The organism is Corallococcus caeni, from assembly GCF_036245865.1.
In the GTDB taxonomy this organism is placed as follows: Bacteria; Myxococcota; Myxococcia; order Myxococcales; family Myxococcaceae; genus Corallococcus; species Corallococcus caeni.
In genome coordinates, this window is the sequence record NZ_BTTW01000005.1 from 662,153 (window position 1) to 682,768 (window position 20,616).

Here is a 20,616-nt window from a genome sequence, read left to right on the forward strand (position 1 = left end):
CAACTGGTCCGACAGTAGGACCCGTTGACCGCCCACCGCCCCGGGGCCTCCGTCGTCCGCCGTCAGGGGGGCTGGGGGGCCCGGGCGCCAAAGGCGCGCTCCAGGAGGGCGTCGCTGGAGAGGCGGGGGGAGGCCTTGGCGGCTTCGACGTCCAGGCCCTCGCCGTGGCCGCGGCCCTGGCCTTCGAAGAGGACCTGGGGGCCGTCGAAGGACGCGCGCTGGGGGCAGGAGGGGAGCTGGAGGCCCGCGCGCAGCGTGTCGCACGGCAGGGAGCGCGCGTCCTCGTAGGGGGCGCTGGGGGTGCCTTCGGTGCGCAGGTAGCGCACGCGGCCGGACTCGAAGCGCAGCGAGACGAGGTTCGTGCCCAGCAGGGATTCCACCTGGGAGCGGGAGCGGACTTCGCTCCACGGGGTGGAGCCGCCCTGCGAGAAGGTGAGCCACGCGTCCCACTTCAGCGGCGGGAGCTGGAGGGCGCGGGCTTCTTCCGGGCGGATGCGCACGGTGCCCCGGAAGGCCTGGCAGTGGGTGGTGTCGCAGAGGGCGCGGCCGGGGTGGCGGGGGTCGGCGTGGCGTTCGTTGTGCGCGGCCACGCGGGCCAGCGCGACGCGGGCCTCGCCCTGGAGCGTGACGTCCTCCGCGGCGACGACGCCGGCGGTGTACTGCACGCGCGTGGTGCGGAAGACGAAGTCGGAGCCGCGCCGGGCCTTGAGCGCGCTGGGGGTGGTGGGCACTCCGGGCGGCGGACGGTACGGCGGAGGCGTGGACCAGGTGAAGACGCCCGCGTAGTCGCGGCCACCGTCGGGGCCGTCCGGGAAGCGCACGCGCCAGGGGCTGCCCAGGCAGACGGCGGGGCCCTTCGAGGTGAGCGCGTCCAGGCGGGAGAAGTCGGGTGGCGCGGCGCGCGGGGTGCCGTCCTCCAGTGAGAAGCCCGCGCCCGCGCAGCGGGCCTCCACGGTCGCGGAGGGCAGCAGGCCGAGCACCTGCACGCGCGCGGCGTCCAGCCCGGCCTGCCGGCGCGCGCGGGCGAGGAGCGCGGGGACCTCGTCCACGAAGTGCCGGGGCATCTTGCCGGGCCGCACGATGACGGCGACGAGGTCCGCGTCCACGGCGGCGATCCACCCGAGCTGGGGGCGGCTCGCGGCGTCGCGCACGGTGCCCGTCTTCGTGGCCACGCCCTTGAGCACCTTCGACGTGGACAAGCCGCTGAGCGTGCCTTCATCCACGTTGCCGGTGAGCAGCGCGAGCACGTCCGGCCGAGCCTCCGCGAGCAGCCGGTACGCCTGCGCCATGCCCCAGGGGGACAGCCCATGCGCAGACCGCAGCCCGATGGCCTCCGTCATGTCCGAGGGCAATCCGGTGAGGCCCACGGCGGAGAGCACCGGGCCCCAGACACCGAAGGCCCCGGGAGCGCGGCCGGTGGCCTCCCAGTCCAGGAACCAGCCGTTGCAGGAGCGCAGGAGCGCGAGCCGCGCATCCACCTTCGCAGGCAGGCCGGCGCCGCACGCCCACTCCTGCACGCCCGGGCGCGGTGGGAGCAGTGGAGGTGCGCCGGCGTCCGGTGCGGCACCGGTCCCCGCCGCGTACAGGAACGGCTTGAGCGTGGAGCCGTAGGGCACCGCGCGCCGCACGTCTCCTTCCGCGAGCAGCACCTCTCCCGAGTGCCGGCTCACCACCACCGTGGCCGCCTCGGGCGCGAGCACCGCCACGTCCGCCAGCTCCTCCACCGTCAGGGGCGCGGCCCACCGTGTTCCGTCATGACACTGACGCAGCCTGCGCGTCAGCGCGGCGGGAAACCCGGTGTGCTCCCCGAGGATCCGCGCCAGTCCCCTCCTCGCTCGCGGCGTGTCCACCGCCGGTGCGCTCGCCACCTCCTTCGCCGCGCGCGACAGCGACTGATAGGGCCCGTCGCGCCACGCGGGCAGCTCGCCGCTCACCGTCAGCGCGAAGGCCTCGTGGAAGAGCCGGTCCTCGCTGGACGCGGGACAGGCCCACCAGAGCAGCTGGTGCGCGAGCTCATGCCACAGCGCCGTGCGCGTCCTCGCGTCCAGCACGCCGGGCGTGTTCTGCCGAAGCTCCACGACGCCGGGCCGGCCCTGCGCGTTGCGCTCGGGCGACAGCGCCGTGCCCTTCTGGAGCGTCACGGTGGCGGGGGCCCTCGTGGGAAGGCCGCCCGCCTGCTCCGCGTACCGCGCCTCCAGGGACGTCCAGGCGGCCTGGGCCTCGCGGCGCAGGTCCGCCTCCGGCGTCACATCCCCCCGCGTGACGAAGGCGGGCGAAGCCGACAACAGCGCGGCGACGGCGACGGCCCACCCCATGGGCTACAGGTCACTCACGGACGTCTTCGAGGGCACCACCTTCAACACGTCCGGCGCCGTGCGGCCCCGGATGCGCGCCGAGTACATGTCCTCGATGGTCGCGGGCGGCGCCGCGAACGTGCCCGCGAACTGCGCGCGCATCACGTAGCCCACCGTGCGCGGGCTGTCGCTCCACCACGCCGGCTCCTCGAAGAAAAACGTCGCGTGCGAGGGGTCCAGCTGCCGGCGCTTGAGCGCCTCTGGCGCCAGCGGCAGCGAGTGCGGCGGCCCCCGGAAGCTCTTGTCCTCCTGGAGCGGGACGAAGCCCGCCGGCACCGCGTCCTCCACCACGTAGTACGCCGAGCGCGCCCGGTTTTCCCCGCGCGCGTCCAGCGTCAGCTCCACGTAGACGTCCTCGCCCTGCGACACCTGCGTGCCCGCGTCCAGCTTCACCTTCCCGCCCTCGCGCAGCACGTAGTACGCGCGCTCCACGGACATGCCGTTCACGCGCGGCTGCACGGCCTTGAGCGGCGTCATCGCGGCGGCGCGCAGCGTGGCCACGCCGTCGAAGCCGCCCACGTCCACCGTGCGGGTCCCCGCCGGCAGCGTGGCGACGAGGCCCATGCCGCGCGAGGCGAACTTCACCGGCGCCGAAGCCCCCTTCACCTCCGGAGGCGCCATGCCCTTGAACGCCTTCGCGTCACGCTCCACCAGCCAGAGCGAGTGCAAGAGCGCCGTGCTCCGGTCGAACGTGGACAGGCCCGGCTCGCTCAGCATCTCCAGGATGCGCTTGCGCGCGCGCGTGACGTCCAGCGACCCGAAGGACGCCGCGTGCGCGGTGATGGCGGTGAGGCCCACGCGCCGCAGCGGGAAGCGGTAGAACGCCTCGGGCGTCTGCGCCTCGCCCTTGAGCGCCGCGAGCTTCGCGAAGCCCTCGCCGCTCTCCTTCACCAGCCCCTGGATGCGCTCCTGGAGGCCGGGCTCCTTCATCACGCCCGCCTTCTCCGCGGCCAGCACCGCGAGCGCCAGCGGGTACAGGTCCCCCGGCTTCGCGGCCTCCACCAGCGCGCGCACCCGCGCCGCCTGACGCGGGCCCTGAAGCCGCGCCAGCACGTACGCGCGCGTCGCGTCGTACTCCGGCGACAGGCCCTCCTGCGCCTCCAGCCACTTCGCGCTCTCCTGGATGCGCGCGTCGTCGCGGTCCACCAGCCCCGCCTCGGACGCGTACGCCAGGCCGTCCAGCGCGATGAGCGTGAGCGGCAGGCTGGGCTCGCTGTAGCCGCCGAACCACGTGAAGCCGCCGCCCTTCACCGCGAGCCCCAGGATGCGGGCCGTGCCCTGCACGGAGCGGCTGCGCGCCTCCGCCAGCAGCGACTGCGATTCGGGGTCCAGCTTGTCCAGCGCGCCCGCCTTCTGGAGCACCTGGTACACCGCCACGTTCGGCACCGTCGTGGAGACGAGTTGCTCCAGGCAGCCGTACGGATACGTGAGCAGCTCGCGCACGTTGGCGAGCGCCGCGTCCACCGTGGACGGCTGGAGCACCAGCTCCACGCGCGTCAGCGCCGCCGCCTCCGGAGCCTCCAGCGACAGCGCCCCGCCGCCCCATGCGCTCACCTGCACCGCGTCCTCCACCGCGGCCGGCGCCACGTCGAAGCGCTTCAGGTCGCGCAGCGGGTCCTTGCCGCCCACGACGTCCACCGCGAGCTGCGCCGGGCCCGTCTTCGCCGCGCGCAGCGTCACCGGCACCACCTGCTCACCGCCCTGCCCCAGCTCCACCTTGCGCTGGAGCACTTCCGCCTGGAGCGCGCCGCCGGGCCGCAGGCTGACGTCCAGCAGCTGGCTGCCCTTGGACTTCTCACCGGCGGCCAGGCGCACCGACGCGAGCGCCTCGTCGCCCTCGCGCAGGAACTGCGGCAGCGCCGCGTAGAGGTTCAGCCCGCCGCGCGAGGCGAACTCCGCCGTGCCCTCGCCGAAGCGGCCGGACGTGTCCGCCGCCACCGCCGTCACCACCCAGAGCGTCTGGTTGGAGGGCAGCGTGAAGCGCACCGTCGCGCGCCCGTCCCGGTCCGTCACCACCGCCGGGTCCCAGTGCGCCGTGTCCTTCTCCAGGTCCTTCGCGTTGCGGCTGGGCGGCTTGATGGACGCGAACGCATGGTCCGGCAGCCCCGCCATCTTGCGCGCCAGCTGCTCGCCGTAGCCGTAGCCCTGGAACTCCGCCGAGTAGAAGCTCGTCACGTTGTCGCGCGCCGGCGGGTAGAAGAAGTCCAGCACGCCGGGGCGGAACTCGGACTGGATGGCGTAGACGGCCTTGTCCACCACGCCCACGGACAGCTGCGCGGACACGCCGTTGCCGTCGCTGTCGGTGACGCGCACGTCGATGGCCTGCTCCGTGAGCGGCAGCGCCTCCGCGCGGCGCGGCTGCAGCGACACCGTGAGCGTGCGCTCCTTCGGCACCACGCGGAACGACACCGTGCGCTCCTCCCAGCGGCCCGTCGCCGTGGGGTACGCCACGGACGCGTACACCGCGCTGCCGAAGCGCTTCTCCACCGGGAAGGCGTGCACCAGCGTGCGGCCCTTCAACGGCACCACCGTGGTGCCGTACAGGCCCGCGCCCGTCAGCGTCACCCACACGGGCCCCGCGTCCTTGCCGCCCTGGCCCCAGCCGTCCGGCATGAGCGCCACCAGCTTCGCGCTGTCCCCCGGCGCCAGCGTGCCGGACAGCGACGCGAGCGTGAGGTTGGGCACCTGCGCCACGGGCTCGTCCGCGCCGCCGATGACGAGCAGCGACTCCTCGCCCTCCCACTTCTCGCCCTTCTTGTCCTTCACCGTCACGCTCGCGACCACCCGGCCCACGTCGGTGGTGGGCACCTTCAGGCGCGACGTGCCGTCCTGCTGCGTGGTGAAGGCCTGCGTGCCCAGCGCCTTCTCGCTGCCGTCCGCGCGGACCAGCATGAACTCCACCTGCCCCGTCGTGACGCCATAGGGCTTGCCGGACAGCGTGGTGGCGCGCACGGACAGCTGCGCTTCGGAGCCCTTCTGCACCACCGCGTCCGAGTACCGCGCCACGCCCAGCACCTCCACCTTCGACAGGAAGAAGGCGGCGGTGCCGTTGGCGAACGTCTCCTGATCATCCCGCGCGCGCACGGTGAGGCTGTAGCGGTACGGCAGCCGCTCCTCGCCCGGCTTGAGCGCGGGCACGGCGACCTCCACCTGGGCCTCGCCGTCCGCGTCGAACTCGCTGGCGGTGGACCACGGGTCGTCCGTGGCCTGGCGCTCCGCGACGGAGGAGTACAGCCGCTCCGGCACGCTCAGCTTGCCCTCGCTGCTGGACGCGGTGCCGTACGTCACCGCGCTGCCCTGACCGCCGCGGCCGGAGTCGTCCACCCACGCGGGCGCGTCCAGCAGGCTGCGGTAGAGGAACACCTCGTACTTCGCGCCCTTGGGCACGCCGCCCGCGTAGCGCCGCGCGCGCACCGTCACGCTCACCGTGGAGCCCGGCACCACCGTCTCCGACGCCGGCTGCACCTCCAGGTAGAACGTGGGCTTCACGTAGTCCTGCACGCGCGCCTCGCCCTGGTGCGGGTGCGTGTCCAGGTCCGCCTCGATGCGCAGCACGCCCGTGCCCAGGTCGTCCGGCACCTTGAGCGTGCCGTTGAACGCGCCGAACTCGTCCACCGCCGCGCGCGTGACGATTTCACGGCCCTCCTGCGACACCAGCTTCACGCGCACGTCGCGCTTCTTCGGCGTGAAGAGGCGCGCGAGGAACGTGTCCGGCTGCCGCACGAGCCCGCGGAACTTCACCTCGTTGCCCGGCTTGTAGATGGGCCGGTCGCTGTAGATGAACACGTCCGGCGCCACCGCCAGCGCGGAGTAGAAGTCCGTGTCCACGATGGCCGTGTCCTGCCCCGCCGTCACCGTCGCGAGGATGCGCGGCTCCGTCACCGCGAGCGTCACCTCGCCCTTGTCGTCCGTCGTGCCCGTGGGGCCCTTGCCCGTGGGCAGGTACACCTGCACCTGCGCCCCCGCGCGCGGCTGCTGGTCGCGCCCCGCCACGCGCACCAGCACCTGGCCGTCGGTCTGCTTGAGCTGCACGGTGACGTCGCTGACGACGAGCACCACCTGCCCCTCCACCCGGCCCTGCACCAACTGGAGCACGTACGTGCCCGCGGGCAGCGGCGCGAGCAGCACGCGGCGCTCCTGGAAGCCGCTGCCGCTGTCGCCCGTGTCGAAGCCGGGCACGTTGAAGTCCCGGTTCGCGCCGCCCAGGTCCAGGTTGAGCCACTGGCTGCGCACCACGGAGAAGCCCGGCGGCGTGCCCACCAGCTTCTCCGGGCCCTCCGCCACCTTCGCCAGCGGCTCGCCGGACGACGACGCCTCCGGCGGCTTCGGCAGCGCTTCGCCCACCTCCTGGCGGAACGCGGGCGACAGCGCCTCCATCAGGACGATGCCCGGCGAGCGCACCGCGTTGAGGCCCCTGCTCAGGCCGCGGCCGGGGTTGAGCAGCGTGGGCGGCGTCTGGTACGCGCGCCGCAGGTCGCCCTGCGCGCGGATGAACGCGTCCAGGTTCGCGGGCTTGAGCACGCGCAGCTCGACGGGGCCCTTGTCCTCGAAGGCGACGTCCACCGCCACCGGCTCGCCGCTGCCGTAGGAGCGCGGGACGGTGAGGTAGAGCGGCTTGGCCAGCGCCACGCCGGACAGCAGGAGCGCGGCCAGCGCCGCGAAACGCAGGGAGGTCTTCATGTCCCGAACCCTTCCGACAGCATGACGTAGCCCTGCACGTTGCCGCGGAAGCCCAGGTACGGCAGGGCCTCCAGGTCACGGCGGGCCGCTTCGATTTCAGGAGGCGCCGCCTTGGGCAGCGGAGAGGAGCGGTCCACCCGCGCCTCGGACGCGTAGCCGTCCATCGCGAGCCCGCTGAGCAGCCGCCCCATGTTGATGCCCAGCATCACCGTGGAGGGCGCGCGCAGGCCCGCCACCACCGGGCCCGCGGCGTTGAGCATGTTGGGCGCGCGGCCCTCGCACGCCTTCTGGAGCCGCTCCACCTCCTGCGCGCTGGTGGCCAGCACCACGTGCTTGCATAGCGTGGCGCGCGTCAGCGTCCGGGCGCCGCCGGAGAACAGCGCGGACAGGCCCTCCGCGTCCTTCTCATCACCCCACAGCAGGGCCAGCTCCGGCTCCAGCGACGTGCTGCCACGCGGCGTCCACACCAGGGCCACCTGGCGCGTGCGCGTCCGGGGCTGGCCCTCCTTCTTCCAGAAGGCGTTGAGCTGAGCGGGCTCCAGCGACTCCGGCAGCGTGAGCTGGAACGCGAACAGCACCGGCGTGTCCTCCGGCACCAGCTTGAGCAGGTCATCGGAGAGGGGCTTGCCATCGTAGGCGTTGCCGTCCGGGCGGAGCTTCCCGGCGATGCCCTTCGCCACCAGCCGGTCGCCGTCCACGCGCAGCTGCAGCCGCGTGTCCTCGCCCAGGCCCAGCACGTGAGTGAAGAGCTGCGCCTCGCGGCCGTAGGCGTTCGGGTCGAAGCCCACCTCCACGTCCACGTCATCATCCGCGTCCAGCTCCGGCAGCGGCGTGCACAGCGCCTGGAGCACCACCACCGGGTGCCGCGAGAGCACCAGCCGGTCCTCCGAGCGCGCGGCCCACACCGTCTGCTCCGCGACGAGCCAGCGCGACAGGTGGAAGCCGCCGTCGGGCGCCTTCTCCGCCATGCCGGACGGGCAGCTCTCCGCGACCATCTCCCCGCGCTTCGCCACCGCATCCAGCGCGTCCCACGCCGCCTGCGACGTCTTGTTCGCCTGGGGGACGAGGAGCGCGGGCGTGCCCACGCGCGCGTCGCCGCTGAACCACACGGTGCGGAAGGGCGTGTCGAGCAACTGCCCCGCGACGACGTCCAGCACCGCGCCCTTGAAGGATGCCTTCAGGTCCGTGCCGGTGGAGCCCAGGAACGCGGCCCAGCCGCTCACGAAGCCCTGGCCCAGCGGCTTGTCCCATTGCGCCTTCAGCCACGCGTTGCGCGCCAGCGCGTCGCGCACCTTCGCGGGCGAGTGCACGTCCACCCAGATGGCGGCGGTCGCGCCAGCGCCGGGCACTTCCATCTTCGTGGGCTCGGAGGGCACGTCCGGCATGCCCTCCACGGTGGCGCCCGCGGACGGCGGGCCCTTGGGCTCACCGGAGGAGAAGGCGGGGCCGGAGCTGCCGCCCCCACCGCTCTTGCGGCCGATGACGAAGGCGCCCACGCCGACGCCCACGACGAGGGCGCCGATGAGCGCGATGCGCACGGCGGACGAGCGGCCCTTGCCTCCGCCTCCAGCGGGGGGCGGCGGGCTCACGGGAGACGTCATGACATCCACTCCTTGAAGCGGAAGAAGCCGAGGAAGGCGGCGTTGGCCGGCACGGGGCGCCACTCCAGCGGCGCCTCGGTGGCGAGCGAGTCCAGGATGCCGGTGCGCACGCGGGCGCCGGCCTCACCGGGGTGGTAGACGACGCGCGCGGGGGCATGGGCCCGGTCCTCCGGGCGCACCACGAGCATCAGGTGGAAGACGGGCCCCGCGTCGTGCTCCTGGCGGAAGGCCAGCACGTCTCCAGTGCGAAGCTGGTCGAGCACATCCGCGCCCCGACCCAGGGGAACGAAGCTGAGGCTGATCAACGTCTCCGCGTCCGCGAAGTCCGAGGGCCCGCGAGCGTCCTGCCACAGCGGAGAGGCCAGGCGCTCCGAGGCCACGCGCCGGTAGGCCGTGCGGTACGCGTAGCGGATGAGGCCCGCGCAGTCGCGCTGCGCGGGCTGCCACGCCGCGTCCGGGGCCTTCACCTGCGCGAGCGCCACCTGCGCGACCTCCCGGCGCAAGAGCCTCGCGCGCGTCTCCGGAGCGACGGGCTCCGCCGCGATGACCGCGCCTTCACGCGCGGCGGACACGGCCGGCGTCCCGGACGGAGCCGGGCCAGCGTGGAGCAGCAGCGTGAGCATCAGGACGCGCATGGCTTCGGCGGTGCCGGGAGCGCCGGTCGCTTCAGTAGTCGCCTTCGCCTTCGCCGGAGTCGCCGCTCGTCTGGAGCTCCTTGAGCGCCTCCTCCAGGTTCGTGGGCCAGCCCTCGCCCTTCGGCTTCGGATCCGCGGACGGCACGTACACCTCCGCCTGCCCGTCTCCCAGGATGTTCACCCACGCGAGCACGCGCGTCGTGCCGGGCGTCGCCAGCGGGATGCGCACGCGGCGGCGGACCTCGCCCGGCGTGCCCTCGAAGAGGGCCAGGTTGAGCGTGGCCACCGTGTGCGCCTTGTCCCCGCTGGGCCAGTAGTTCGTCGCCACCAGGTACACGCCCTTCGGCGGCGCGCGGTGGATGTAGAGGTACGGGCCGTACGCCGGCTGGTCGAAGTCGCCGCCCTGCTCGTTGAGGAAGAACGTGCCGCCGGACGGGCTCTCCGTGTTCGCCCAGTACACGTGCGCCATCGCCTTCACGTCCAGCGTGTCGCCCGCGCTGCTCGCGTCCGTGGGCTCGTAGATGTGCAGGTCCGTGTAGACGCCGTCCGTGTCGCTCGTGAGGATGGCCTTGAGCGGCACCGGGGGTACCTGCGCGTAGCTCGTCGCCTGCGTGCGCGCCGTGCCGCCCTTGTTCGTCGCCATCACCGTCACGACGTTCTTGCCGCTGGCCGCGGGGAACTTGCGGCTGAAGCGCCCCCCCTGCGTGCGCATCAGGTAGCGGTCGCCGTTGATGGACACGACCACCGGATCCACCGTGGGGTCGCTCACCGTGCCTTCAATCCGCAGCATCCGGTCCACCGTCCACCCGCCGGACGGCGCGCTCAACACCACCGTGGGGACCTTGTCCCCCCGGCCAATGGGCACACCCTGCTGGCGAGCGGAGACCGGCGGCGCCGTCTGCGACAGCAGCCCGGCGAGAAGGACGGAGAGCATCATGGAGCCTGGGGGCCTGGACGTGGGTTGCGCGAACCGCGTGTCCGCGAAAGGACACAGCGTGCGGCAAGCTCCCGCCTGTTTTCAAGCCACCCGCCCCCGACCGGTAAGACGGCCCGGGAGGCCCCCCCCACCGCGACGCCAGGCATCGCGGGTTCCACCCCTTCCTCGCGTGTCCGTCCGTCCACCCTCGGGCCCGGACACCCACGGTCACGCGTCAGAAGGGTGCTGCCTCCGCAGCCTGCCTACTGCGGGCGCTCCCAGCCGTGGCGGTTCACGAAGTCCGACACGATGGCGGCCGTCATGTCGCGAATCTTCTCCACCTCCGCCGCGGACTTGCCCGCCGTGTCCTCCATGGGCCAGTCCTCGCGCGTCTGGTTCGCCACCGCCGGCGCATCCGGCAGCCCGCCCAGCGTCACCAGGATCTGCGCGCTCTTCGCCAGCTCCGGCGTCAGCCGCTGCGGCTTCGCGTCTCCCAGGTCCACGCCCATCTCCTTCATGGTCGCGAGTACCTCGGGATGCAGACGCTCGGCCGGCTGCGTCCCCGCGGAGATGGCGCGCGCCTTCGCCGGGTCCGCCAGCAGGTTGAAGAAGGCCGCCGCGATCTGCGAGCGACCCGCGTTCTGCGTACAAGCGAAGATGACCGTGTTCATCGCACCGCCTTTGGAGTGTTGAGAATCATGAGGTTCCTGGGCTTCCTGGGAAGTATCACATCCTGAGCGGGGAAGAGGACAACGCTCGCCCGTCCCCAGCCCATCCCTCCGGCCTGGGGTGTCATGACCGGGGTTGTGGGTAGGATTTGACTCCGCGCGAAGCCTTTGCGCGAGCGGATGCCGGGGACGTGCCTACGTTGAAGGGGTCATGCAAAGCACCCCTTCCTGGGCCTGGATCGTCTTCTGGGCGCTGCTGCTCGCGCTGCTGGTGGTGGACCTGCTCGCGCACCGGGGTGGGCGGGGGCAGTCGCGCCGCGCGGCGGTCCTGTGGAGCCTGGCGTGGGTGGGGCTGGGCCTGGGCTTCTGCGGCTTCGTGTGGGTGACGCTGGGCAGCCAGCGCGGCCATGAATACCTGGCGGCGTGGCTCATCGAGAAGAGCCTCAGCCTGGACAACGTCTTCGTCTTCCTGGTCATCTTCCGCAGCCTGAGCGTGCCCCAGCGCTACCAGCACGAGGTGCTCTTCCTGGGCATCTTCGGCGCGCTGGTGTTCCGCGCCCTGTTCATCTTCGTGGGGGCGGCGGCGCTGCAGCGCTGGGGCTGGGTGTCGTACGTCTTCGGCGCCATCCTGCTCGTCACCGCGTGGCGCGTCCTGCGCGAGGACCCGTCGAAGCAGGAGGACAACCGCGTCGTCAGCTGGCTGGCCAAGCGGCTGCCGGTGACGGACCAGGTGGAGGGGCCGCGCTTCCTGGTGAAGCAGCAGGGCCGCAGGCTCGCCACGCCGCTCCTGCTGGCGCTGGTGGGCCTGGAGGTGACGGACATCCTGTTCGCGGTGGACTCGGTGCCGGCGGCGTTCTCCGTCACCACCGACACGTTCATCCTCTACAGCTCCAACGCCTTCGCCATCCTGGGGCTGCGCGCGCTCTACCTCGTCATCGCCGGGGCGGTGGGCCAGCTGAAGTACCTGCACTACGGCCTGGCGGGGGTGCTGGCGTTCGCGGGCGTGAAGATGGTGGTGGAGCAGTGGGTGCACATCCCGCCGCTGCTGTCGGTGGCCATCATCCTCGCGGTGATTGGCGGCGCGGTGGGGGCCAGCCTGGCGCACCGGCGCTCCGGGCGTCAGGTGGAGGCCTGACGCTTCAGGGCCTGGGCAGGCCCGCGGTGCCGGCGGCCTCCAGGGGCTTCGCCATCAGCTCGTCGAACGTGGGGTTCGCCGCCTTCGCGACGCGCTCCGCGTGCTTCTTCAGGAGGGCGGCGTTGGCGTCCTTCACGTCCCGGCCCGAGGCGAGCTCCAGCTGGGTGATGTACTTGCGCAGCCCGGCGCGGCGCTGCTCCAGTTGCAGCCGCTGGGCCTCGGTGAGCTTCGGGTCCTCCAGCTGCGGCGCCAGCGCGGCGAGCTGCGCCTCCAGCTGCGCGAGGTTCGTGGGATCCGACGCCAGGGACACCGCCGCCACGCCCGCGTCCGGCACCGCCTCCGGCGCCGGGTACACCACGGCGGTGAGGCGGCGGAACTCCTGGGGCGACATGCGCTGCGCCTCCAGGTTCTGGAGGAGCACCGTCTGGGCCTTGCCCATCATGCGCATGGAGGCGCCAGCGGCCTGGATCATCGCGCGCCGGCCCCCGCGGTTGAGCTCCTGGCCGTGCGTCCGCATGTACTCGAGCGACTCCTTCTCCAGCGTCTGGTAGGCGGGCAGGGTCGCCTCGCGCACCGCGAGGTAGGTCTCCAGCCGCGCCTCCTCCAGCTTCAGCACCTTGCCCGAGGGGGGCGGCTGGAAGGGGTAGCGCGCGTTGAGGTCCGCGGTCCGCTGGGCCCGGGCCTGGGTCTGCGCCAGCACCTCCATGCCGTCGCCGCCCATCTGGCCATCCGCCCAGTAGCCCGTCGCGACCAGCCCGCCGCCCACCAGGAGCAGCCCGCCGGCAGCCAGCCCCACCCCGAGGATCCACTTCCTGTTCATGGCGCCGCTCTCCTTTCCGCAAGGGGCAGGGCCCGCCCGCCGCCGGAGCCCCTTGGGGAGCCCCTTTGCTACCCGGGCCGTCCCTCCAGGGCAAGCGCGCCCCGGAAGCGCCGCCTCAGCCCCGAGGCGGCGGCTGGCGCGGCAGCTGGACGAGGAAGGTGGTGCCGTCCTGGAGGTTGGAGCGCACGCGCAGCCGGCCGCCGTGCGCGTCCACGATGTGCTTCACGATGAACAGCCCCAGCCCCAGCCCGTGGGCGCGGGAACCCTCGCGGGCCTCCGCGCGCTTGAGGGGTTCGAAGAGGTGGGGCATCAGGTCCTGCGGAATCGGGTGCCCCTGGTTCTTCACCGCGAGCGTCACCGTCCCCGGCTGGCCGCGCAGCCGCACGCGCACCGGGCAGAAGGCGTCGCCATAGGCGAGTGCGTTGTTCACCAGGTTGGTGATGACCTGCGCCAGGCGGTCCGGGTCGCACCACAGCCGGGCGCCCCCCCGTCCGTCCACCTCCAGGCGCCGGTCCGGGTGGGCCTGCTGGACCTCGTCCACCACCTGGCGCACCAGGTCCAGGAGGTCCACGTCGCGCGGGGCCATGGGGATGCCGCCGCCCAGCCGGGCCTGGGTGAAGTCCAGCACGTCGCGCAGCATGCGGTGCGCGCGCTCGGCGCTGGAGAGGATGCGGGCCACGGCCTTCTGGTCGCGCGGGTCGGCGTCCTCGCGCTTCGCCAGCGTGGTGGCCGCCATGGTGATGGCGGAGATGGGGTTGCGCAGGTCGTGGCCCACGATGCCGATGAGCAGCTGTTCGAACTCCGCGCGGCGCTTCGCCTCCGCCTCGGCCTCGTGCCGGCCGGTGACGTCCTGCATGGCGCCCACCATGCGCACCGGGCGGCCCTGGAGGTCCTTCACCACGCGGCCCCGGTCCTCGACGAAGGCCCAGGTCCCGTCGCCCCGCTTGAGCCGGTACTCGGCCTGCCAGTGGCCCTCCGGGCTGTCGAGCGCCTGCTGCAGCTCCCGCGTCACCCGCTCGCGTTCGTCGGGGTGCAGGCTGGCGGTCCACCACTCCATGTCCATGACGGGCGGCCCCCGGGACATGTCCATCCGGAGGAGGCGCGGGGCCATGTCGCTCCAGTGGATTTCATCCGTCACCAGGTCCCAGTCCCAGATGATGTCGCGGGTGGCCTGGGTGGCCAGCCGGTAGCGCGTCTCCGACGTGCGCAGCTCCTGCTCCGCCCGGCGCCGCTCGGTGATGTCCAGCGACACGCCCGACACGCTGACCACGCGCCCTCCCGGGTCGAACACCGGCAGGAGGCGGACCTCGAACCACACGCCCATGAGGTACAGCTCCGTGGACAGCCGCTCCCCGGCCAGCGCGCGCAGGATGACCTCCAGCACGTCCCGCCGGTCGCGGAAGACCTCGAAGACGGAGCGCCCGCGCATCACCTGGGCGGGCACGGCCGTGGACGTCACGCCCTCGCCCTCGAAGAGCGTGAACACGCCCTGCGTGTCGAAGGCCCACAGCACGACGGGCAGCTGGGTGAGCACGCGCTGGAGCTGCTCGCGGGCCTCGTCGCGCTCCTGGCGCAGCGTGCGCGTGGCGGTGATGTCCGTGGACACGCCACAGAGGGCCCACGGCTCACCCTCCGCGACGCTGGGCAGGGGGAACTTCATCGTGTGGTAGAGGTGCGGCCCGTCGGACTGGAGCACCTCCTCGTCGAACACCAGCGGCGCCCTCGCCGCCAGCACCCGGCGGTCGTTGTGCCGGAAGCGCTCCGCGGTCTCCTGGGGGAACAGCTCGAAGTCCGAGCGCCCCAGCACCAACGCGCGCTCGTGGCCGGAGATGGTCTCGAAGGGGTGGTTGATGAAGAGGTACCGCCCGAGCGCGTCCTTCGCGTAGATGGCGGCCGGAGCGTGGTCGAGGATCTCCTGCAGCCGCAGCTCCCGGGAGCGCAGCGCCTGCTCGTGTTCCTGGACGTAGTGGGCCACCGCCTCCGTCAGGCTCCGGTCCAGCGCGCGCCAGAGGATGCTCAGCTCGTCCGTGCGGAGCGGCCGCTGGGACGTATCCAGCACCTCCATGAGGATCTCGCGCAGCAGGCCGTACTCCTGCACCAGCGTCTCCACGCGAGCGCCGGACCGGAAGCGCCGCAGCCCGATCTCCCGGGCATGGGACCAGACCGCCCCCTGCGCCCACGTCTCCACGGCCCCCTGGCGGAGGACGAGCACGAGCGCGTCCACCAGCTTGATCATCCCCTGCAGCCGCTCCTGGAGCTCCTCGGACATGCCCGGCGGGGCCGGCTCCAGCCGGGCGCTCCAGCGCCGGAGGATGTCCTCGCGCCGCCCCGCCACGAGGTCCGCGAGCGAGTCCGTCGTGGACGCAACAGGGTTCATTCCGGCGCCCCGGAGACACCGGTCGGACAAGGCAGGCCGCCTGCTGTCGGAAGAGTGAGTGTCACCGTGCCCCTGCTCCCTGGACGTGGCCGGAGTGGAGGGAAGATGGGCATCGCGCGCCGTGGGAAGGATGGGGCCTGCGGGAGGAGGAGGGGTGGGTTGCCCACCTCTGGGATGGAACCCCGGGGGGTGGCAGGCGGCCGTGGAAGGCCCTTGCGAACCGCTGGGTCGCGCCGGGGACCTGGGGGAGACTGTTACCCAAGCACACGGGAGGCAGCAGGCCATGGCATTCGCGGAACGCAGCATCGGCAGGCAGGGCGCGGACGCGCCGGCGACGCGGCGGTTGCCCCGGGGGACATGCCCCCAGGGACAGGTCCTGGAGACGGAGGTCCGGTCATGAGCGCGCCCCCTCCGGTGGATCCGCTGGAGTCGCTGGCCCGGGGCCACGTGCGCAGCGTCTGGGAGGTGCTGGAGGCCATGAGCATCCTCATGCGCCGCCGCAACGAGGGCCTGCCGCTGAACCTGCCGCAGGTGACGGTCTTCCTGCGCAGCGGGCGCGAGGTGACGGGGCTCGTCCGCGAGTACGGCGAGTTCCGCCAGGGCCGCGGGGTGCTGCTCATCACCTCCAGCGGCTACGGCTCGCGCGGAGAGGGCCTGGACGTGACGTTCCTGCCGGACGGCATCATCGAGGCGCTCACGCTGCACGACGCCACGGTGCTGGACACGCCCGCGAAGTCGATGCCCGAGTCCTCGCCCATGCACCTGCGCCGGCACCTGCCCGCGATGGGCGACAAGCTGTCCAGCGCCTGGGGCACGAAGGTGGCGGTGGAGTTCGGCACGGCCACGGAGCTGGAGCCGGAAGCCAACATCCAGCCCCTGGCGTGGCTCGTCGAGCGCACCGGCGAGGTGCTGGGCAGGCTGGCCACGACGCCCGACGTGGGCGACGTGCTGCGGGAGAAGGTGCGCAAGGTGCGGCTGTTCGTGGGGGACGCCTTCGGGGCGAAGCTCACGGACAGCACGCTGGACCTCACCACGTCGCGCCGCCCTCCTGCCTGGCCGCTGGACTCGGAGCTGGCCCAGGCGGTGACGGACACGCTGCCGTAGCGCGGACGCGGGCGGGCGCCGGCCCCTGGGGCACGGCGCCGGGCAGCGGCCCCACAGGCCCCGGCGGGCACGCCGGGCCTCCAGCTCCAGGGCCTCGAACTCGCCGCGCCGGGAGGCTCCGGCCGGCGGGATGAACAGCGTGCACGCGTAGCCGCGCTGGACGAGCAGCGCGTTCACGTCCTGGCCGTCCACGGACACGTAGGCGAGCCGCCGTCCGAAGCGGTCCGTGCACGCCTCCGCGTCCCGCAGCCGCACCGTGCGGCCCTCCACGAGCGAGCGGTTGAACGCGGTAGCCTCTTCGCCGAAGCAGTCGTCGTGGCCCCGGGTCGTCTCTGGGGTATCGGCCAGCAGGTAGCGGATCCGCTCGCCGTCCTGGAGCACCACGGTGTCCCCGTCGATGACCTTCGTCACCACGCCCGTGGCCGGTCCGCACTCCCCTTCCCCGCCGCCACAGGCGCAGAGAACGCTGAGCAACAGCAGCCATCCCAGGCCTCGCGTCCTCATGGCGCGCACGTCCGGTTCTCCCGGCCCGGGGTGCCCCGGTCGCCCACGCCGTACGTCGCGCCGGAGGGCGTGGGACAGAAGGCCCCGGCCGCGTCGTTGCCGGTGACATCCCGCACACGCGAATCCAGCTGCGACGACACACCGGGGCTCGCGGCGGTCGTGAAGGCCACCGAGTCCAGGACGGTCCCCTGCACGGACAGCTTGAGCACGTGCGCCCCCGCGCCGTTGCCCAGGCCGAACCCGAAGGTGCCGAGCACGGCGGGCAACCCACCGTTGAGCGAAGCGTCGTCGCCGCGCGCGAGGACCGCGAAGCTGCCGGCCTTCATCGAAAGGCACAGCGGGGACTCCAGGAGGGAGCGGCCCGCCTCGTTGGCGAGCGTCACCCCGTTGAGGTCCACCTCGCGCAGCGCGAGCACCTCCACCCATTCCCCCAGCGCATCCGGGACGGCGGCTGGATCCGCCATGAACTCGGTGAGCACCAGCGAGCCCACGGAGGGGGCGCGGAGCGCGCGGGGCTGTCCCGTCGTCCGGTCGATGCAGCCGGCCTGCGTGGCGCCCGCGTCCGTCCCGGTGCAGGCGCGGTTGGTCCGCCCCGGAGTGCCCAGGTTGCCCTTGTCACCGTAGGCCTCCGTGGCCGCGCACCAGGACGCGGTGACGTCGTTGCCCTTCGCATCGGCGGTGAGCGGCGCGGACACCTGGGTGGCCACGCCATCCAGGGCCGGGCCATACAGCGCGCTGTCGATGAGCACGCCTCCCGCGCGCACGGCGACCACACCGCCCGCGTTGCGCAGGTCCACGGAGAACGTGGCCAGGGGCTCCGGCAGGCCGCCGTTCACCTCCGGCTCCTTCCTGCGCGCGAGCAGCGCGGACTCTCCGGCGGCGAGGGACAGACAGCGCTCCGACTCCAGACGTGTGCCGGAGGTGTCCGTCCCCACCGTCAGTCCATTGAGGTCCACAGGCACCGTGGCGCGGACCTCCAGCCACTCGCCCACCGTGTCGTCTCCTCGCGGGTTGGCCATCACCTCGGTGATGATCAGCGCTCCTGGGCGCGGGGGTTGGATCTCCCGGGGCAACACCGCTCCCGGCGGCAGGCACGTCGTGACGCCGGAAGGCACTCCGCCGTCCGCCAGCGCGGGACACGGCGCGTTCGCGCTTCCTGGACTGCCCCGCGTCCCGCCCGGTGCGGACTCCGGCGCATCACACCAGCGCGACAGGTCGTCATTCCCCTCCGCATCGGGCACGAGCCGGCCGTCATAGGTCCGGGCCGCGCCTGACTTCGCCGGCGCGCCGAGAACCACTGTGTCGAGCACGCGCGTCCCGCACCGCAGGCCCAGCAGGCCCGCGCTGTTCCCCAGCGCGCCGAGCGCCTCCCCGTAGGTCCCATCGACATGCTCGGGCAGCGCCCCCTCGCGCACGTCGCCCAGCACGACGAAGGTCCCAGCATCCACCGGCAGGCCCGTGGTGAACGTATAGACCCGCTCCTGTGCCGCCTCGTCGCGCGCGGTGAAGAGCGTCACGCCCAGCAGGTCCACGGTCTCGCGGGTGGGGTTGTGGAGCTCCACGTACTCCTTGCCCGTGTCCGCGCCCGTGGGGTCGTTGAGGTACTCGGTGATGACGAGGTCCCCCGGCACCAGCGCTTCACAGGCTTGCGGCTCCTCCTCCCACGTGGGCAGTCCGCACGCCCCCATCCACCCCAGCACCCATCCCAATCCCAGCCTCACGCCCCATCCCCGCACTGCCCAAGCCGCCACACTCCGCTCCCTTCAGAACCGCGTCTCCACTTCCAGCGCGAACAGGTGCCGCGGCGCATCCGGCGGCGTCCGGGCACCTCGCGCGTCCTTCAAGTCGAGGACCCACGCGTACCGGGCCCGCGTCGTCACGGCGTCGGCCGCCGTCCAGCTCGCATCGAGCGTGGCCCGGAAGGACTGCTCCAGCCGGTTGCGCGTCGCCAGGTCCTCGTCCTTCCACACGGCGCGGCCCCGCAGCCTCACGGCTTCACAAGGGCGCACCTGGGTCTCCACCACCGCATGCGCGTCCTGCCGCACGCCGTGGTTCACCGGATCATCCACGCGCGCATGCGCGTACTGCGCGGCCACGGACACTGCGTCGTGAAGCTCCGCCTTCACCCGGGCCGTCACTCGCAAGAGCGACCCTGAACAGGGCTCTTCCCCCGAACCGTCGAAGCAGTCCCCCGCCACGCCGACGTCCTTGTCCCGGTACTCGCCCCACAGCGACGGTTGGAACAGCGCATGCGCCCGCCAGTCCACCCGGGCCGAGGCCCGCAGGTTCACCGTGCCGGCGCTGCCCACCGCCGCACCGTCGGAAGGCAGCGTCCACGCATCCACCTCCCCGCGCAGCCGCAGCGCGCCCTCCAACCGGTGCAGATAGCGGACGCGCGCGCCCACCTCGTTCCGCGCCCGTGAGCCCTCCAGCTCATCCGGTCCGGACATCGCTCCCGTGTAGGGATTGGCGAAGCCGCGACCATAGGCACGCAGCGACAGCTCCAGCTCCTTCGACGTGTCCGCCACCACCGTGCGCTGGAGCACGCCGAAGCCGCCGCCTCCGCCCGGCGCCGCATCGAACGTGCGCGCCGCCTCCACGAAGAGGTCCACGGGGCCCAGGCCCCACGCACCATCGAAGCCCACCGCCCCGAAAGCGCCGCCCGCCGGGTAACCCGCGGTGGAGCGGAAATCGAGCACCGCGCCCTCCACATTCCACACCGGCCGCGCTCCCCAGGCCGTCACGCCCAGCTGCGACCGCGAGGTCCACGCCATCCCTGCGTGGCCACCGCCCGCCCACTCGTGGAACACGCCGGGCAGCGTGCGCGACACCACCCGTGCGTCCCTTCCCGAGAGCCACACCGCTGGAGCCTTGCAGGCAGTGCCCTCGCAGGACGTCCGTTCCAGCAGGGCATGCGAGAGCAGCGAACGGGACTGATACGAACCAAAGCCTGTCACGGACACCTCCGAGGATGTCCCCACCAATCCCCGCACCGTGCCCACCACGCCCCGGAAGCCTTCGTCCCACTGGAAGTCCGGCGTGACGTCCGCGCCTCGCTCCTCGGGCGCGCAGGCCCCCTCTCCCAGGAAGCACCAGCGCTCCACGCCGCCTGGCGCACGCACGGCGTCGTCAGGCAGGAAGCCGTCCGGCGTGGGCAGCCCGGTGGTGTCCAGCGTCAGCCGTTGACCGAAGCCCAGCCGGTACGAGCCCACCAGCACGGAGGCCCGCTCGCCCGTCCACTGACCGTGGAACTTGGGCACGGCCAGCGACACACCGGGCGCCTCCGCCACCAGCCTCCGCCGACTCGCCTCCCGGTGCACCGCGCCCAGCCGCCGCCGGGTCAGCGACGTGAGCAGCCCCACGCGCCATCCCTCCGGTCCCGCCACGCGCACCTGGAGCGCCAGCGGAGGGAGCACCGGATCCGACGCGGCGAACGCCGTCAGCAGCCGCGCATCCCCAGACACCCGCTCCGGATTCGAGGACACGAGGAATGGCGCCAGCCGACGCCGCTCCTCCGGCGTCAGCCCTCCGGACGCCTCAAGCCCATCCACGCGCGCGTACGTCAGCCCTGGCAACGCATAGAGCCCCGCGCGCGACGCATGCGACGGATCCACGCCCGAGCGCCGCAGCACCAGCAGCGCCGCCAGCGTCTGCGCCGTGATGGCGCCGTCCTCCCTCAGCGCGAACAGCGCCTGCTCGCCACTGTCCTCGGGTTCAACCTCATACGAGGCCGCGAGCGACACGCAGGGCAGACCCAGCAGGAACAGCCACACGGCAGCGAGGACGGAACGCACGCGGCGGGCCCTCTGCACGAGCGGGACC

At 72.9% G+C, this 20,616-nt stretch carries 12 protein-coding genes and 1 pseudogene; 2 read left to right on the top strand and 11 right to left on the bottom strand.

Features of this window, described 5'->3' with window-relative positions; translation table 11 throughout:
- Positions 1-62: 62 nt before the first annotated feature.
- The 6 genes from AABA78_RS24050 to AABA78_RS24075 all read right to left on the bottom strand — a co-directional run bounded on the left by AABA78_RS24050 (position 63) and on the right by AABA78_RS24075 (position 10,857).
- Positions 63-2,315, bottom strand: coding sequence for a hypothetical protein (locus tag AABA78_RS24050; RefSeq protein WP_338266141.1), 2,253 nt, complete (start codon positions 2,313-2,315; stop codon positions 63-65).
- Positions 2,316-2,318: 3 nt separating this feature from the next.
- Positions 2,319-7,034, bottom strand: a complete 4,716-nt coding sequence (locus AABA78_RS24055; protein WP_338266143.1) for an alpha-2-macroglobulin family protein — start codon at positions 7,032-7,034, stop codon at positions 2,319-2,321.
- A complete protein-coding gene (locus AABA78_RS24060) occupies positions 7,031-8,635 on the bottom strand; it encodes a hypothetical protein (protein ID WP_338266145.1) in 1,605 nt (534 codons plus the stop codon). Before AABA78_RS24060 ends, AABA78_RS24055 begins: the two co-directional genes overlap by 4 nt.
- Complete coding sequence (locus tag AABA78_RS24065) at positions 8,632-9,270, bottom strand: DUF1175 family protein (protein ID WP_338266148.1); 639 nt, start codon at positions 9,268-9,270, stop codon at positions 8,632-8,634. Before AABA78_RS24065 ends, AABA78_RS24060 begins: the two co-directional genes overlap by 4 nt.
- 31 nt (positions 9,271-9,301) lie before the next feature.
- A complete protein-coding gene (locus AABA78_RS24070; RefSeq protein WP_338266249.1) occupies positions 9,302-10,204 on the bottom strand; it encodes a DUF2135 domain-containing protein in 903 nt (300 codons plus the stop codon).
- 245 nt (positions 10,205-10,449) lie between these two features.
- A complete protein-coding gene (locus tag AABA78_RS24075; protein ID WP_171414155.1) occupies positions 10,450-10,857 on the bottom strand; it encodes an arsenate-mycothiol transferase ArsC in 408 nt (135 codons plus the stop codon).
- A gap of 208 nt (positions 10,858-11,065) precedes the next feature.
- On the opposite strand from AABA78_RS24075, the gene AABA78_RS24080 reads away from it, so the two are divergent.
- Positions 11,066-11,989 carry a TerC/Alx family metal homeostasis membrane protein gene (locus AABA78_RS24080; protein ID WP_338266151.1) on the top strand — a complete coding sequence of 308 codons (924 nt, stop codon included), beginning with the start codon at positions 11,066-11,068 and terminating at the stop codon, positions 11,987-11,989.
- A 4-nt stretch (positions 11,990-11,993) separates the two neighbouring features.
- On the opposite strand, the gene AABA78_RS24085 is transcribed toward AABA78_RS24080, so the two are convergent.
- Both AABA78_RS24085 and AABA78_RS24090 read right to left on the bottom strand, forming a co-directional pair.
- Entirely contained in the window at positions 11,994-12,809 is an 816-nt protein-coding gene (locus tag AABA78_RS24085) for a hypothetical protein (protein ID WP_338266153.1), read from the bottom strand.
- A 115-nt stretch (positions 12,810-12,924) separates the two neighbouring features.
- Complete coding sequence (locus AABA78_RS24090) at positions 12,925-15,186, bottom strand: PAS domain-containing sensor histidine kinase (protein ID WP_338266250.1); 2,262 nt, start codon at positions 15,184-15,186, stop codon at positions 12,925-12,927.
- 396 nt (positions 15,187-15,582) lie between these two features.
- Between AABA78_RS24090 and AABA78_RS24095 the strand changes: the two genes are divergently transcribed.
- Positions 15,583-16,290: a hypothetical protein gene (locus AABA78_RS24095; RefSeq protein WP_338266252.1), complete on the top strand. Its 708-nt coding sequence runs from the start codon at positions 15,583-15,585 to the stop codon at positions 16,288-16,290.
- Between the two features lie 63 nt (positions 16,291-16,353).
- On the opposite strand, the pseudogene AABA78_RS24100 reads toward AABA78_RS24095, so the two are convergent.
- From AABA78_RS24100 to AABA78_RS24110, 3 genes and pseudogenes are all read right to left on the bottom strand, one after another.
- A pseudogene (locus AABA78_RS24100) lies at positions 16,354-16,794 on the bottom strand (thermonuclease family protein); the annotation flags it as partial.
- Positions 16,791-18,515 carry a lamin tail domain-containing protein gene (locus AABA78_RS24105; protein WP_338266154.1) on the bottom strand — a complete coding sequence of 575 codons (1,725 nt, stop codon included), beginning with the start codon at positions 18,513-18,515 and terminating at the stop codon, positions 16,791-16,793. The pseudogene AABA78_RS24100 and the gene AABA78_RS24105, both read right to left, overlap by 4 nt.
- 42 nt (positions 18,516-18,557) lie before the next feature.
- The gene (locus tag AABA78_RS24110; protein WP_338266155.1) at positions 18,558-20,588 is read right to left on the bottom strand and encodes a hypothetical protein; all 2,031 of its coding nucleotides are present in this window, start codon (positions 20,586-20,588) and stop codon (positions 18,558-18,560) included.
- Positions 20,589-20,616 lie beyond the last annotated feature (28 nt).